Annotated in this window: 11 protein-coding genes; 6 read left to right on the forward strand and 5 right to left on the reverse strand. The window is 71.8% G+C overall.

Features of this window, described 5'->3' with window-relative positions; genetic code table 11:
* Positions 1-19: 19 nt before the first annotated feature.
* The 3 genes from ABZX22_RS26665 to ABZX22_RS26675 are packed head-to-tail and all read right to left on the reverse strand — an operon-like array spanning position 20 to position 2467.
* The gene (locus ABZX22_RS26665; protein ID WP_354913833.1) at positions 20-772 is read right to left on the reverse strand and encodes an amino acid ABC transporter ATP-binding protein; all 753 of its coding nucleotides are present in this window, start codon (positions 770-772) and stop codon (positions 20-22) included.
* 1 nt (position 773) lies between these two features.
* The gene (locus tag ABZX22_RS26670; RefSeq protein ID WP_354913784.1) at positions 774-1604 is read right to left on the reverse strand and encodes an amino acid ABC transporter permease; all 831 of its coding nucleotides are present in this window, start codon (positions 1602-1604) and stop codon (positions 774-776) included.
* Positions 1601-2467 carry an ABC transporter substrate-binding protein gene (locus tag ABZX22_RS26675; RefSeq protein ID WP_354913786.1) on the reverse strand — a complete coding sequence of 289 codons (867 nt, stop codon included), beginning with the start codon at positions 2465-2467 and terminating at the stop codon, positions 1601-1603. Before ABZX22_RS26675 ends, ABZX22_RS26670 begins: the two co-directional genes overlap by 4 nt.
* 122 nt (positions 2468-2589) lie before the next feature.
* Between ABZX22_RS26675 and lysA the strand changes: the two genes are divergently transcribed.
* Together lysA and ABZX22_RS26685 are read left to right on the forward strand one after the other, a co-directional pair.
* Complete coding sequence (gene lysA / locus ABZX22_RS26680; RefSeq protein ID WP_354913788.1) at positions 2590-3825, forward strand: diaminopimelate decarboxylase; 1236 nt, start codon at positions 2590-2592, stop codon at positions 3823-3825.
* A gap of 83 nt (positions 3826-3908) precedes the next feature.
* On the forward strand, positions 3909-4451 hold the full coding sequence (locus ABZX22_RS26685; RefSeq protein ID WP_354913790.1) for a ferritin-like domain-containing protein: 543 nt from the start codon (positions 3909-3911) through the stop codon (positions 4449-4451).
* On the opposite strand, the gene mreB is transcribed toward ABZX22_RS26685, so the two are convergent.
* Both mreB and ABZX22_RS26695 read right to left on the reverse strand, forming a co-directional pair.
* A complete protein-coding gene (gene mreB, locus ABZX22_RS26690; RefSeq protein ID WP_354913792.1) occupies positions 4448-5440 on the reverse strand; it encodes a rod shape-determining protein MreB in 993 nt (330 codons plus the stop codon). The two genes, ABZX22_RS26685 and mreB, sit on opposite strands and share 4 nt — an antisense overlap.
* 114 nt (positions 5441-5554) lie before the next feature.
* Positions 5555-8803: a beta-N-acetylglucosaminidase domain-containing protein gene (locus ABZX22_RS26695; protein WP_354913794.1), complete on the reverse strand. Its 3249-nt coding sequence runs from the start codon at positions 8801-8803 to the stop codon at positions 5555-5557.
* Positions 8804-9053: 250 nt separating this feature from the next.
* Between ABZX22_RS26695 and ABZX22_RS26700 the strand changes: the two genes are divergently transcribed.
* From ABZX22_RS26700 to ABZX22_RS26715, 4 genes are read left to right on the forward strand one after another with little or no spacing between them, the layout of a single operon-like run.
* Positions 9054-9764: a TetR/AcrR family transcriptional regulator gene (locus tag ABZX22_RS26700; RefSeq protein ID WP_354913796.1), complete on the forward strand. Its 711-nt coding sequence runs from the start codon at positions 9054-9056 to the stop codon at positions 9762-9764.
* Positions 9757-10680: an ABC transporter ATP-binding protein gene (locus ABZX22_RS26705; protein ID WP_354913798.1), complete on the forward strand. Its 924-nt coding sequence runs from the start codon at positions 9757-9759 to the stop codon at positions 10678-10680. The genes ABZX22_RS26700 and ABZX22_RS26705 overlap by 8 nt, the downstream gene beginning before the upstream one ends.
* Positions 10677-12302: an ABC transporter permease gene (locus ABZX22_RS26710; RefSeq protein WP_354913800.1), complete on the forward strand. Its 1626-nt coding sequence runs from the start codon at positions 10677-10679 to the stop codon at positions 12300-12302. Before ABZX22_RS26705 ends, ABZX22_RS26710 begins: the two co-directional genes overlap by 4 nt.
* A 43-nt stretch (positions 12303-12345) precedes the next feature.
* Positions 12346-13557 (forward strand): cytochrome P450, encoded by a 1212-nt coding sequence (locus ABZX22_RS26715; protein WP_354913802.1) that lies wholly within the window; start codon positions 12346-12348, stop codon positions 13555-13557.
* The last annotated feature ends 3 nt before the right edge of the window (positions 13558-13560 follow it).

Here is a 13560-nt window from a genome sequence, read left to right on the forward strand (position 1 = left end):
TTCCCGAGGAGTGCGCCGTTCACAAGACCTGCCCGAGGAAGGCGCGGGTGCGTTCGTGACGCGGCCGGGACAGCACCTCGCGGGGCGGGCCCTCCTCCACGATCACGCCGTCGTCGATGAACACCAGGTGGTCGCCCGCCTCCCTGGCGAACCCCATCTCGTGGGTGACCACGATCATCGTCATCCCGCTGGCCGCCAGGTCGCGCATGACCTGCAGCACCTCCTGCACCAGCTCGGGGTCGAGCGCGCTGGTCGGCTCGTCGAACAGCATGAGCTTCGGGTTCATGGCCAGGCTGCGCGCGATCGCGACCCGCTGCTGCTGGCCGCCCGACAGCTGCCGGGGGTAGTGCCCCGCCCTGTCGGCCAGGCCCACCCGGTCGAGCAACGCGAGCGCCCGGGAGGTGGCCGCGGCCTTCGAGACGCGCTTGACCGTGCACGGGCCCTCCATGACGTTCTCCAGCGCGGTCATGTGCGGGAACAGGTGGAAGCGCTGGAAGACCATGCCGATCTCCTGCCGCTGCCGGCACAGCTCGTCGGGCCGCAGCAGGTGCAGCCTGCCGCCCTTCTCGGCGAAGCCCATGAGCTCGCCGTCCACCCACACCCGGCCCGCGTCGATCGTCTCCAGCCGGTTGACGCAGCGCAGCAGCGTCGACTTGCCGGAACCGGAGGGACCCACCACGCAGACCACCGAGCCGGCCGGCACGTCGAGGCTGACGCCCTTCAGCACCTCGAGCTGCCCGAAGCGCTTCCTGACCGACTCGATCTTCACCATGCTAGTGGCCACGGCTGAACCTCCTCTCCAGGAAGCGCTGGCCGACGGTGGCCACGCTGGTGAGCAGCAGGTACCACGTCGAGGCGACCACCAGCAGCGCGATGACCTCGAAGTTGTCCAGGTAGATCCGCTGGGAGACGGTCAGCAGCTCGGCGCCGGAGATGACGGAGACCATCGAGGTGGTCTTCAGCATCGAGATGAACTGGTTGCCGGTCGGCGGGATGATCACCCGCATCGCCTGGGGCAGCACGACCCTGCGCAGGATCTGCCGGTGCGTCATGCCGAGCGACTCGGCCGCCTCCTGCTGGCCGGGATCGACCGAGCGGATGCCGGCGCGGACGATCTCGGCCATGTAGGCGCCCTCGTTGATGGTCAGCCCGAGCAGCGCCGCCGTGAACGGCGTGATCAGCTCGTTGGCCGGCCACTGGAGGAACATCGGCCCGCCGAACGGGACGCCGATCCCGATCTCGGGGAAGACCAGGCCGATGTTGAACCAGAAGATGAGCTGCACCAGCAGCGGCGTGCCGCGGAAGAACCAGGTGTACAGGCCGGCCGCGCCGCGCAGCACGGGGCTGTCCGACAGCTGCATGACGGCGGCGAGCACGCCGAGGCCGACGCCGATGACCATGGACAGCGCGGTGAGCGCGATCGTGATCCACAGGCCGCCCAGGATGCGCCCGTCCAGCAGGAACTCGGCGATCACGTCCCAGTGCAGGTTGGGGTTGACGATGACGGTGTAGATCAGCCACGCCATCACCAGCGCCGCCAGCACCGCCGCGACGAGCCGTCCCGGCCTGGGCGGTTTCACCGCCTCGATCCGAAGCTCCGTCATGGGCCGGTGTTGATCGTGACCTTGGCCACGGCGTTCGCCGTCGTGCCGTACTTCTCCAGGATCTTGCCGTACTCGCCGCTGTCGATCAGCTCCTGCAGCGCCTTGGCGACGGCGTCGCGCAGGCCGGTCTGCTTCTTGTCGATCGCGATGCCCCACGGTCCGGCGTCGTACTGCTCGGGGAGGACCTCGTACTTGCCGGTCTCCTTGGCGTACATGGCGGCCACGGGCGAGTCGACGATCGTGGCGACCGTGCGGCCGGAGTCGATGGTGAGCAGGCCGGTCGGGGCGTCCTCGCTCTGCATGATCTCCATCTTCTGCGCGCACTTGTCGTTCTGGCGCTTGCCGATCTCCAGGTTGGAACTGCCCTTGGCCAGGACGACCTTCTTGCCGCACAGGTCGGCGAGGGTCTTGATGCCTTCGGGGTTGCCCTTCCTGACCATGATCGAGCCGCCGGCGTTGAAGTAGTCGACGAAGTCGACGGCCTTGCGGCGCTGCTCCAGATCGCTGAGCGCGGCCATGGCGATGTCCCACCTGCCGCCCTGCAGCCCCGGGATGAGGCCGTCGAAGGAGGCGTTGATGATCCGGGTCCGCAACCCGAGCCGCGCCCCGACGGCGACGGCCAGGTCGGCGTCGACGCCGGTCATCTCCTGGGTGCCCGGCTTGTACATCTCCATCGGCGGGTAGCCCTCCGAGGTCGCCATCCGCAGCTCGCCCGACTTCCGCACGGCGTCGGGGACGAGGTCCTTGGCGCTCTTGCCGGTCGAGGAGGGCGGCGTGGGCGCCGCCGTACCCGAGGTGGACCTCCCGCATCCCGCGCCCAGCGCGCAGACCGCCGCCAGGGCGATGACCAGGTGTTTTCGCATGGCTCCACATCGTGGCCAGGCCGTCATGCGCCACCAAGCCTCGTGAAGGCATGCGACCCTCACCAACGAATCCATCGACGCTCCGCCCTGCGAGGCGTCGTGGTTGCTTACGCTCGCGCCTCATGAGCTTGGACATCTGGCCCCAGACCGCGACGTGGGACGGCGGGGAGCTGCATCTCGGCGGCATCGGCGCGGTCGAGCTGGCCCGTGTGTACGGCACGCCCGCCTACGTGCTGGACGAGGCCGACTTCACCGCCCGCGCGCGGGCGTGGCTGGACGCGCTGCCGGACGGTGACGTCCACTACGGCGGCAAGGCGTTCCTGTGCCCCGAGGTGGTGCGCTGGCTCGACCGGCTCGGCCTGTCCCTCGACGTCTGCACGGGCGGGGAGCTCGCGGTGGCCATGGCCGGCGGGATGCCGCCCGAGCGGGTCGTCTTCCACGGCAACAACAAGTCGCCCGCCGAGCTGCGCCGCGCCGTGGCGTGGGGCATCGGCTGCGTCGTCGTCGACTCCTTCACCGAGATCTCCAGGCTCGCCGCGATCGCCGCCTCGCTGGGCGTCCGGCAGCGGGTGATGATCAGGGTGACGCCGGGCGTCGACCCGCACACCCACGCCTTCATCGCCACCGGCGGCGAGGACTCCAAGTTCGGCTTCTCGCTGAGCGCCGGCGCGGCCGCGCTCGCGGTGGAGCGGGTGACCGCCGAGCCCTCGCTGGAGCTGTACGGCCTGCACTCCCACATCGGCTCGCAGATCACCGAACTGGACGGCTTCGGCGTCGCCGCCGCCCGCATGGCCGAGTTCGCCGCGTCCGTCGGCGTCACCAGGCTCGACCTGGGCGGCGGCCTCGGCATCGCCTACACCCCGGACGACCCCACCCCGCCGACGCCCGCCGAGCTGCTCACGGTGCTCAGGAAGGAGACGGCGGGCCTGCACCTGGCCGTCGAGCCCGGCAGGTCCATCGCGGGGCCGTCCACGGTGGCGCTCTACGAGATCGGCACGATCAAGGGCGGGTTCGTGAGCGTGAACGGCGGCATGAGCGACAACCCCCGCCCCGGCATGTACGGCGCCGCCTACACCGCCTCGCTGGCCAACCGCGTCTCCGACGCGCCGCTCAGCCCGTTCACCGTGGTCGGCAAGCACTGCGAGAGCGGCGACGTGCTGGTCAGGGATCTGCCGCTGCCTGACGACGTCCGGCCAGGCGATCTGCTGGCCGTACCGGTGTCGGGCGCCTACCAGCGCTCCATGGCCAGCAACTACAACCACGTGACCCGGCCGCCCGTCGTGGCGGTGCGGGACGGCGCGGCCCGCGCGATCGTCCGCCGCGAGACCGAGGACGACCTGCTGCGGCTCTACCTGTAGAGCGCGCCGGCCGCCGGCCGTACACGAAGTGCAGGGCCATCCTTTGCGGGCCGCTGGTGCGTCACTTCGGACAGGGAGGGCATATGCGGGCCATGGCTGAGTTCCTGACCGACATCAAGACCATCCGCGAGCGCGCCAGGGCCGAGATCGGCAAGGGCCCCATCACCGACGCCTACGGGGCGGACCTGGATCGGGTGATCCAGGTGTGCAACGAGGCGCTGGCGACCGAGATCGTCTGCGTGCTCCGCTACAAGCGCCACTACTACACCGCCACCGGCATCATGGCCGAGTCGGTCGCCGCCGAGTTCCTGGAGCACGCGGCCGAGGAGCAGGAGCACGCCGACAAGCTGGCCGCCAGGATCGTGCAGCTCGGCGGCCAGCCCGACCTCAACCCCGACACGCTCACCGCCCGCTCGCACTCGCAGTACGACGCCAGCCCTGGACTCATCGAGATGATCAAGGAGGATCTGGTCGCCGAGCGCATCGCCATCGCCGCCTACACCGAGATCGTCCAGTGGCTCGGCGACAAGGACGTCACCACGCGCCGCCTCTTCGAGGAGCTCCTGGCGAAGGAGGAGGAGCACGCCGACGACATGAAGAGCCTGCTGGAGCGGATGCCCGGCTAGTTGCGCGCCGCCCACATGCCCAGGCCCAGCGCCACCGTGTGCTGGGGCCGGTTCACCAATGCGACCGGGATGCCCAGATCGCGGCGCAGCCTCCTGGGCAGCCCGCTCAGCAGCGCGCCGCCGCCCGTCAGCAGCAGGCCGCGCCTGGCCACGTCGGCGGCGATCTCCGGCGAGCACGACTCCAGCACCTCGCGCACCGCCTCGACGATCGCCCGCACCGCAGGGTCGAGCGCCTCGTGCACGCATTCCGCCGACACCATGGCCGACATCGGCGCACCGTGCCGCGGATGGGTCCCGCTCACCTCCATCCGCCGGCCCGCGGACGGCTCGCAGGCCGAGCCGATCTGCTCCTTGAGCGTCTCGGCCGTCCGGTCGTCGATGACGATGCCGTGGGCGCGGCGGACCTCCAGCCTGATCGCCGCGTCCATCGCCTCGCCGCCCGTCCGCATCGACCGGACGGCCACCGCCCTCCCCATCGACACCGCGGCCACGTCCGTGGTGCCGCTGCCGACGTCCACGACGATGGCCGCCATCGGGTCGCCCAGCGCCAGGCCCGCGCCGAGCGCCGCGGCCAGCGGCTGCTCCATGAAGATGATCTGGCGGGCCTGCGCCTCGTAGGCCGCCTCCACCATCACCCTCCGCTCGATCGCGGTGATCCCGCCCGGGACCGCGATCGTCATCCTCGGCCTGGCGTACGGGTGGCCGTGCACCTTGTGCACGAAGTGGCGGAGCATCACGCGGGCCGCGTCGGGCTCGACGATCGCGCCGTTCCTGACCGGCCGTACGGTGACCACCCCGGCCCGCTGCCTGCCGGCCTCCGCGCCGAACGCGACGAACTGCCCGGTCTCGGAGTCGACGGCGACGAGGGACGGCTCGTTGAGCATGAGGCCCTTGCCGCGCACGTGGATGCGGGTGGCGGCGGTGCCCAGATCGATGGCCAGGTCCCTGCTGAGGAACGGGAGCATCGATTCCAGTCGCCTGACACTCATCCCGTTCCTCATGGTTGTTCCGTTGCCCCCGGGAAGTCCACGCAAGACCAATCGCTCATCCCGACTCGGCAAACGAGGCGGGGGTGCGGGCCGGCCGGCCCGCACCCTGGCCGGTCAGGTGGCGGCGTGGACCTCCATCTCCCACAGCGAGTAGCCGAAGCCCGTGGCCCGCCGTACCCCTTGCATGCGCACGAAGCGCGCGCTGTTCGGCGTGTCGATCCACAGCTCGTCCACCCCGCCGTCACCGGCGCTCACGTCGGCGACCGGCTGCCAGGTGGTGCCGTCGGCGGAGATCTCGACGCGGTAGGCGGCGGCGTGCGCGGTCTCCCAGCGCAGCACCACCTTGCCGATGTCGGTCGCCTGGGCCAGCTCCACCCGCAGCCATTCGCCGTCGGCGGCCTTGGACGACCAGCGGGTGCCGGCGTCGCCGTCCACCGCCTTGGCCGCCTCGAACGCCGTGCCGCTCTCGACGCTGGAGGCGGTGACGGGCCTGCCGAGCGCCAGGTTGGCCTGCGCCACCGGACGGTGGACGGCCACCTTCACCTCGGTCTTCACCTCGCCGAAGCGCACCGTCACCGTCTCGGTACGGCCCGCCGCCCCGGCCGGCGGCGTGATCTCCAGCGGGACGGTGACCTGCCCGCCGCGGGGCACGGTGAGCCGCTTGTCCGCCGGGGCGACGGTCCAGCCTTCGGGCGCGCTCACCGCGAGCGTCCCCTCGACCGGCCTGGCCAGGCGCGACGTCAGCACCGCGGCCGCGCTCGCCTTCCCGCCCGCCGTGGCCGCCACCGCGCCGGGGGCGACCGTGAGGTCGACGGCCGGCACGTCGGCGTAGCGCGGGACGACCTCGGCGATCCGCGGCGCCGCGCTCCCCGCCGTCCAGGCCAGCCGTACGGCGTCGCCCCGCACGCCGGCGGCGTCCAGCTCGGTGTACGGCCCGGCCAGCGCCCCGATCCCCCGCCACTGGCCGTCCGTCCTGACCTGCACCTCGGCGGACCCGGTGCCGACGACGATCACCTTGTCGATCTGCCGCGTCCTGGACAGCGTCACCTGCAGGGCCTCGCCGTCGGCGGGAGCCGCCGACGCGGTGTAGACGGTGTCGAGGTCGCCGTCGACGGTGGCCGCCAGGTTGCCCGCGGGCGCGCCGCTCGCGGTGAGCCTGGTCTCGCCCTCGTCGAGCGTGGCGACCTCGAACTCGCGGACGACCAGCCAGTTGTCCTGCCCGCCGGTCGAGCGGTAGCGGACGTAGCGGGCCAGGGTGCCCTGCGGCGCCTTGGCCCTGACCTCGGCGGTGGTGCCGGTGGTCAGCTCGGTCCAGCCCACGCCGTCGAGGGAGTGCTCCAGGACGCCCGCGTGGATGTAGTCGTCCGGGCTCGAGCTCTTGCCCATCAGCACCGCGACGTCACCGATGGTCCTGGCCGAGCCGAGGTCCACGGTCACCGCGTCGCCGGGGCCGGGCGGGGCGGTGCTCCAGTAGAAGGTGCCGAGATCGCGGTCGGTCATGAACTCGGGCAGGTGCCCGGAGTAGACGGCGAGGGTGCTCGAGGCGATCGGGCGCCGGGCGTCGACCCCGACCCAGGCGTCGTGGGCCTTGAGGGCGTCGGTGACGAACCTGTCGATCACCCCGTCGCCGACCTTGGGGAAGGTGGTGGCGTGCGGCTGCCGTACGTCCCTGATGGCCTTGGCGTCGGCGACGAGCCTGGCGATCTCGCCGCGCAGGGCCAGCGCGCGCCCGCCGTCGTCGGCGCGGACGGCGTCGGTCAGGTCGAGGGCCTTGACCATGGCCGTCGTCCACAGCCTGGCGGCGTCGAGCCACGACTTCGCCTCCTCCAGGAAGGCGCGGTCAGCCACCCCTCGGGCGATCAGGTCGGCGGCCTTGGCGTACCGCTCGGCGAGCGCGCGCAGCCCCTCACCCTTGGCGATCGCGGCGGCCAGGACGGGCGCCTGCCTGGCGTGCAGCGTGCCGTCGAAGGTGTTGAGGTCGGCGAAATCGCGCAGCGCCTGGACGGTCGCCTGGTCGCCGCCGGCCACCTCGGACAGCGCGCGCAGCCACGACCGCTCGGCGTCGTAGGCGCGGTCGTTCCATCCGAAGTCGCCGAAGGAGTAGAGGGCGACCTTGCTGACGGCCGCCTGGTTCATCGGGTTGGAGATGATGCCGGTCAGGCTCTCGGACAGGCCGTTCTCGCGGCCGGTGTAGGCGGCCATCGGCAGCCGCCCGGGGATGTAGTCGTTGACCGGGTAGTTGTCCCACACCAGGATCTTGTGGCCGTACACCGCCCGCGCCGCGGCGGCCTCCCGCTTGAGTATCGCGGCCGGGACCACGCCCCAGCCCGTCCAGTGGACGATCACCTCGGGGTCGAGGTTGTCCCTGAACGCCTTCTTGTAGGGCGTGTCGGTGGCGTCGTAGTACTCGGTCGGCACGGTCTGCAGCGGCGCCACGTCGCCCTTGCCCCGCGCCCAGCCCTGCACCGTGTTGAGCAGGTCGGTCTGCGCCCAGCCCGGCCCCTTGGCGCCGTACTTCGCGCGGTCGCCCTCGCAGTTCCACCGGTTGGGGTCGATGTCGTCCAGCGCGACGTTGAACGACCTGCCGCCGAGCGCGTAGATCGCGTCGAACTTGGCCAGCAGGCTGTTCACGTCGCCGGCCGAGGTGTAGCAGATGGACAGCCCCGGCGAGATCGCGAAGGTGAAGTCGACCCGGTTCGCGCGGGCCCGCGTGACCAGCTCGCCGAGCTGCGCCAGCTTGTCCTGCGGGTACGGCTCCCGCCACTTGTCGCGGTGGTAGGGGTCGTCCTTGGGCGCGTACTCGTAGGTGTTCATCCGGTGCGCGCCGAGGTGGTCGAGATGGTCCAGCCGGTCCTGGTGGGACCACGGCGTGCCGTAGAAGCCCTCGATGGAGCCCCGGTAGGCCATGGCCGGCCAGTCGCGCACGACCACGCCGGGCACCCGGTCCGTACCGCGGCGCTTGCGGACGAGCTGGGCGAAGGTCAGCGCGGCGTAGTAGGTGCCGTCGGCGTCGACGCCGTCGAGCGCGATGTGCGTGCCGCCGCCCGCGCCCTTGCCCGTCGCCAGCACGTAGCCCTCGGCGGGAAGCCCTTCGGGGCCCTTCACCCCCAGCCTGTCGCTGCCGCCGCCCAGCCAGAGCGTGACGGGCGTCTTCGGGTCCGCGCCGTCGGTCGTCTCGATCCGCTTGACCCCGGCCGCCTGCAGCGCCTTCCTGACGACGGTCTCGGCCTGCGGGTCACTTCTGCTGGTACGGACCAGCCCCACGACGGGGGTGAGGGAGAAGTCGTCCCCGCCGGCCGTGACCTCCTGCGGAGTGGGGTAGAGCCGGTCGGCGAGATCGGCGGGAGCTGCCTGGGCAGGCATGACGGTGAGGAGAGAAGAGGCGGCTAGGGCTGTCACAAGGGTAATCAGAACGGGACGTTTGGGGGGCACGCGTCCTCCTTTGATCACTCCACCCCACAAGGGTGCAGCTTTGGACACATAAGATCACCCGCTCGCATCCCGGTCAATACCGGTACGGACCACCTGGAGAAGAAGGCGGCTGGACACCGGCTACACACGTGTGTAGCCTCCTATATGAGCGAGTAGTGACTTATACACATGGATAGGACGGATGAGCGTGACCACCACCGGACCCGACCCCGAGGACCTCACCGCGCGCGCCCGCATCAGGGATGCCGCGATGCAGCACTTCGCCGAGCACGGGTTCGAACGGGCCACGATCAGAGGCATCGCCGAGACCGCCGGCGTGTCGTCAGGCCTGGTGCGCCACCACTTCGGCTCCAAGCAGGCGCTCCGTGAGGCCTGCGACGCGTACCTGACCAAGATGATCCGCAGGCTGAACGACGAGGTCAGATCGGGCTACGCGCTCGACAGGTCCAACCCCGTCGCCACCGCCAACACCGCGATGGGCCCCTACCAGCGCTACCTGGCCCGCGCGCTGGCGGAGGGATCGGCCGAGGTCGTCTTCGACGAGATGGTCGAGCTCAGCGAGCAGTGGCTGGCCGACGCCGACGCGAGGCGTCCCGACGTCCCCGACGTCGACAGGAAGGTCAGGGCCACCATCGGCACCGCCATGGCGCTGGCCATCGCGGTCCTGCGCAAGCACGTCTCCAGGGGCATGGGCGTCGACCTGTCCACCCCCGAGGGCGACCTGCTGCTGGCCCGGGCCCTCATCGACCTCTACTCGCACCCCATGCTCAGCCTGGAGGAAGCCGCCGAGGCCAGAGCGGCGCTCGACCGGCTCCAGCCCGAGCGGACCACGACAGAGCGCGGAGCTCCCCAGAAAACGCTCCGCCAACACGAGGAGCATCACCATGACTGACGCCGTCTCGGTGGCGGGATTGGTCAAGACGTTCGGCTCCACCACGGCACTGGACGGCCTGGACCTCGCCGTACGCACCGGAGAGGTCCACGGCTTCCTGGGGCCCAACGGTGCCGGCAAGAGCACCACGATCCGGATCCTGCTGGGCCTGATGCGCGCCGACGCGGGGACCGCCCGCCTGCTCGGCGGCGACCCGTGGGCCGACGCCACGGCGCTGCACCGCAGGCTGGCCTACGTGCCCGGCGACGTCACGCTGTGGCCCAACCTCTCGGGCGGGGAGGTGATCGACCTGCTCGGCCGGCTGCGCGGCGGGCTGGACCCGCGCCGCCGCGCCGACCTGCTGGAGCGCTTCGACCTCGACCCCCGCAAGAAGGGGCGCGCCTACTCCAAGGGCAACCGGCAGAAGGTGGCGCTCGTGGCGGCCTTCGCCTCCGACGTCGACCTGCTCATCCTCGACGAGCCGACCTCCGGCCTGGACCCGCTGATGGAGGAGGTCTTCCGCGAGACCGTGAGGGAGGAGGTACGGCGCGGCGGCAGGACCGTGCTGCTGTCGAGCCACATCCTGTCCGAGGTCGAGGCGCTGTGCGACAGGGTCACCATCATCCGCGACGGCCGTACCGTCGAGACCGGCACGCTCTCCGAGCTGCGGCACCTGACCCGCACCACCATCCAGGCCGAGCTCGACGGGCCGCCGCACGGGCTGGCCGGCCTGCCGGGCGTCCACGACGTGCGCGCCGACGACGGCAGGATCCGCTTCGACGTCGACTCCGCCGCGCTCGGCCCGGCGCTGAGCCGCCTTTCCGCGGCCGGGGTGCGCAGCCTCGTCAGCCACCCGCCCACGCTGGAGGAGCTGTTCCTTCGGCACTACGACCGGGCCGCGGCGGGCAACGGAAAGCACGCGGAGGCGGCCCGATGACCGCCCTGACCGGCACGGCGCTGACCGGTACGGGGCGGTTGATCCGCCTCGCGGTGCGCCGCGACCGGTGGCTGCTGCCGCTGTGGGTGCTGTTCCCCTGCCTGGTCCCACCGGTGTTCGTGGCCGCCTTCAACGGCGCCTACCCCACCGCGCAGGCCCGCCATGAGTACATGGAGACAAGCCTGCACAACACCGCCTTCACCGTGGCGTACGGCCCGCTGCACGGCTCCACCCTCGGCGAGATGGTCACCTGGCGCTCCGGCTTCGTCCCCGTCGTGATCGGCCTCGTCGCCCTCCTGACCGTCGTCAGGCACACCAGGGCCGAGGAGGAGGCCGGCCGGCGCGAGCTGATCGGCTCGACCGCCGTCTCCCGGCACGCGACCATCGCCGCCGCTCTCCTCATGACCTGCGGGGCCTGCCTGGTCCTCGGCGCGGTCTCGGCGCTGGCCATGATCGGCCAGGGCCTGCCGGCGGCGGGATCGCTCGCCTACGGCTTCGAGCTGGCCAGCGCCGGATGGGTGTTCGCCGCGATCGGCGCGGTGGCCGCCCAGCTCAGCGCGGGGGCGGGCACCGCCCGTGGCATCGCCGTCGTCGTCCTGGCCGTCGCCTTCCTGCTGCGCGGGATCGGCGACGTCAGCGGGCTGTCCGGCGGCCGGCTGGGCTGGCTGTCCTGGCTGTCGCCGATCGGCTGGACGCACCGGCTGCAACCCTTCCACGACGAGCGCTGGTGGATCATCGCGCTCGCCGTGGGCGCCACCGTCGCGCTCACCGCGGCGGCCGTCGCCCTGTCCGGACGGCGAGACCTCGGCAACGGGCTGCTCGCGGCCAGGGTCGGCCCCGCCGTCGCCCCGCCGGGACTGCGTTCGCCTCTGGGGCTGGCCTGGCGGCTGCACCGCGGATCGCTGGCCGGCAGGACCGCGGGCCTGGCCGTGGTCGGTCTCGGCCTCGGCGGCATCGCCGAGAGCATCGGCGAGCTCATGAACAACGGCTCCCCCGCCGCACGCGACGTCCTGGCCCGGCTGGGCGGCCCTGGCACGGTCGTCGACCAGTACCTGGTCGGCATGATGACCATGTTCGCCGTGATCAACGCCGGGTTCGCGATCCAGACCGCGCTGCGGCTCAGGGCGGAGGAGAGCGGCGGGCGCGCCGAACCCCTGCTCGCCGCGCCCGTCGACCGGCTGCGGTGGGCGGGCGGCCACCTCGTCTTCGTCCTGCTCGGCCCGGTGCTGGGACTGGCCGCCTTCGGGGCGGCCGCCGGCTTCGCGCACGGGCTCAACACCGGCGACCTCGGCCGCGACCTGCCTCGGATCCTGGCCGCCGCGCTCGTCCAGCTGCCCGCGGTGTGGCTGTTCGCGGGGCTGGGGTTCGCGCTGTTCGGCCTGTGGCCCCGCCTGGTGGCGGGCGCGTTCGCGGTGCTGCTCGCCAGCCTGCTGCTCGGTTGGCTGGGCGGCGAGCTGCAGCTCAGCCGGTGGGTGCTGGACCTGTCGGCGTTCAACCACATCCCGCAGCTTCCCGGAGGGGAGTTCGCGGTGCCGCCGCTCGCCGTCCTGACGGTCATGGCCGCGGCGCTCGTGCTGCTCGGCCTCCTCGGCCTGCGCCGTCGCGACATCCCGGCCGGCTGAGGCCTCCTCCGTCACGTATCCGCCAAGTCTGGGAAGGAATGACATGTCAGGACCCTCGTCCCCCGAGCCGGCGCCGATGCCGGTCACCCGCGCCGCCGGCTGTCCCTTCGACCCGCCGAAGGAACTCGCCGGGCTGCGCCAGGACCATCCGATCAGCCCCATGACCTACCCCGACGGCCACGTCGGCTGGCTGGTCACCAGCCACGCCCTGGTGCGGGCCGTCCTGGCCGACCCCCGTCTCAGCCACCGGTCCGACCTCATCCACAACCCGCTGGCCGGCACCCGCGGGGGCCCGGCGCAACCCGCGCCGCCCGGGATCTTCACCTCGATGGATCCGCCCGAGCACACCCGCTACCGGCACCTGCTGACCGGCCAGTTCACCGTCCGCAGGATGCGCAGGCTGACCGGGCGGATCGAGGAGATCACCGCCGAGCACCTCGACGCCATGGACCGGCAGGGCCCGCCGGCCGAGCTGATGGAGGCGTTCGCGCTGCCCGTCCCCGGCCTGGTCATCTGCGAGCTGCTCGGCGTGCCGACGGCGGCCCGTGCCGGTTTCCAGAGCGACATGTCCAAGCTGATGAGCCTGGAGGTCCCTACCGAGGAGAAGATCGCCGCCTTCGGCGCGGTCCAGTCCTTCATGTCGGAGCTGGTGCGCGCCAAGCGCGCCGAGCCCACCGACGACCTGCTCGGCGACCTGATCAGCGGCACCGACCTGACCGACGAGGAGCTGACCAACATCGGCGGCGTGCTGATGGGCGCCGGGTTCGAGACCACCGCGAACATGCTGGCGCTCGGCGCCTACGCGCTCATGGACCACCCCGACCAGCTCGCCGCCCTGCGCGCGGACCCCGACCTCGCCGACAAGGCCGTCGAGGAGCTCCTGCGCTACCTGAGCATCGTCCCCGGCACTGTCAGGGCCGCCCTCGAGGACGTCGAGATCGGCGGGCAACTCGTCAAGGCGGGGCAGTCGGTCACGGTCTCCATCCCCGCCGCCAACCGCGATCCCGCGCACTTCGCCGACCCCGACACGCTCGACCTGGGCCGGGCCACCGCCGGTCACGTGGCCTTCGGCCACGGCATCCACCAGTGTCTCGGCCAGCAGCTGGCCAGGGTCGAGATGCGGGTCGGCATGCCCGCGCTGTTCGCCAGGTTCCCGACGCTGCGGCTCGCCGTACCGCCGGAGGAGGTGCCGCTGCGCACCGACATGATGATCTACGGCGTGCACCGGCTCCCCGTGACCTGGGACGAGGAGTAGCCC

The sequence above is a fragment of the Nonomuraea sp. NPDC003804 genome, from assembly GCF_040610675.1.
Lineage (GTDB): Bacteria > Actinomycetota > Actinomycetes > Streptosporangiales > Streptosporangiaceae > Nonomuraea.

Excerpts from the sequence above, each read along its gene's own strand:
- ABZX22_RS26675 (WP_354913786.1), bottom strand. The coding sequence starts at position 2,467 with ATGCGAAAACACCTGGTCATCGCCCTGGCGGCGGTCTGCGCGCTGGGC.
- lysA (WP_354913788.1), top strand. The coding sequence starts at position 2,590 with ATGAGCTTGGACATCTGGCCCCAGACCGCGACGTGGGACGGCGGGGAG.
- ABZX22_RS26685 (WP_354913790.1), top strand. The coding sequence starts at position 3,909 with ATGCGGGCCATGGCTGAGTTCCTGACCGACATCAAGACCATCCGCGAG.
- ABZX22_RS26710 (WP_354913800.1), top strand. The coding sequence starts at position 10,677 with ATGACCGCCCTGACCGGCACGGCGCTGACCGGTACGGGGCGGTTGATC.
- ABZX22_RS26715 (WP_354913802.1), top strand. The coding sequence starts at position 12,346 with ATGTCAGGACCCTCGTCCCCCGAGCCGGCGCCGATGCCGGTCACCCGC.
- ABZX22_RS26695 (WP_354913794.1), bottom strand. The coding sequence starts at position 8,803 with ATGCCTGCCCAGGCAGCTCCCGCCGATCTCGCCGACCGGCTCTACCCC.
- mreB (WP_354913792.1), bottom strand. The coding sequence starts at position 5,440 with ATGAGTGTCAGGCGACTGGAATCGATGCTCCCGTTCCTCAGCAGGGAC.
- ABZX22_RS26705 (WP_354913798.1), top strand. The coding sequence starts at position 9,757 with ATGACTGACGCCGTCTCGGTGGCGGGATTGGTCAAGACGTTCGGCTCC.
- ABZX22_RS26700 (WP_354913796.1), top strand. The coding sequence starts at position 9,054 with ATGAGCGTGACCACCACCGGACCCGACCCCGAGGACCTCACCGCGCGC.
- ABZX22_RS26665 (WP_354913833.1), bottom strand. The coding sequence starts at position 772 with ATGGTGAAGATCGAGTCGGTCAGGAAGCGCTTCGGGCAGCTCGAGGTG.
- ABZX22_RS26670 (WP_354913784.1), bottom strand. The coding sequence starts at position 1,604 with ATGACGGAGCTTCGGATCGAGGCGGTGAAACCGCCCAGGCCGGGACGG.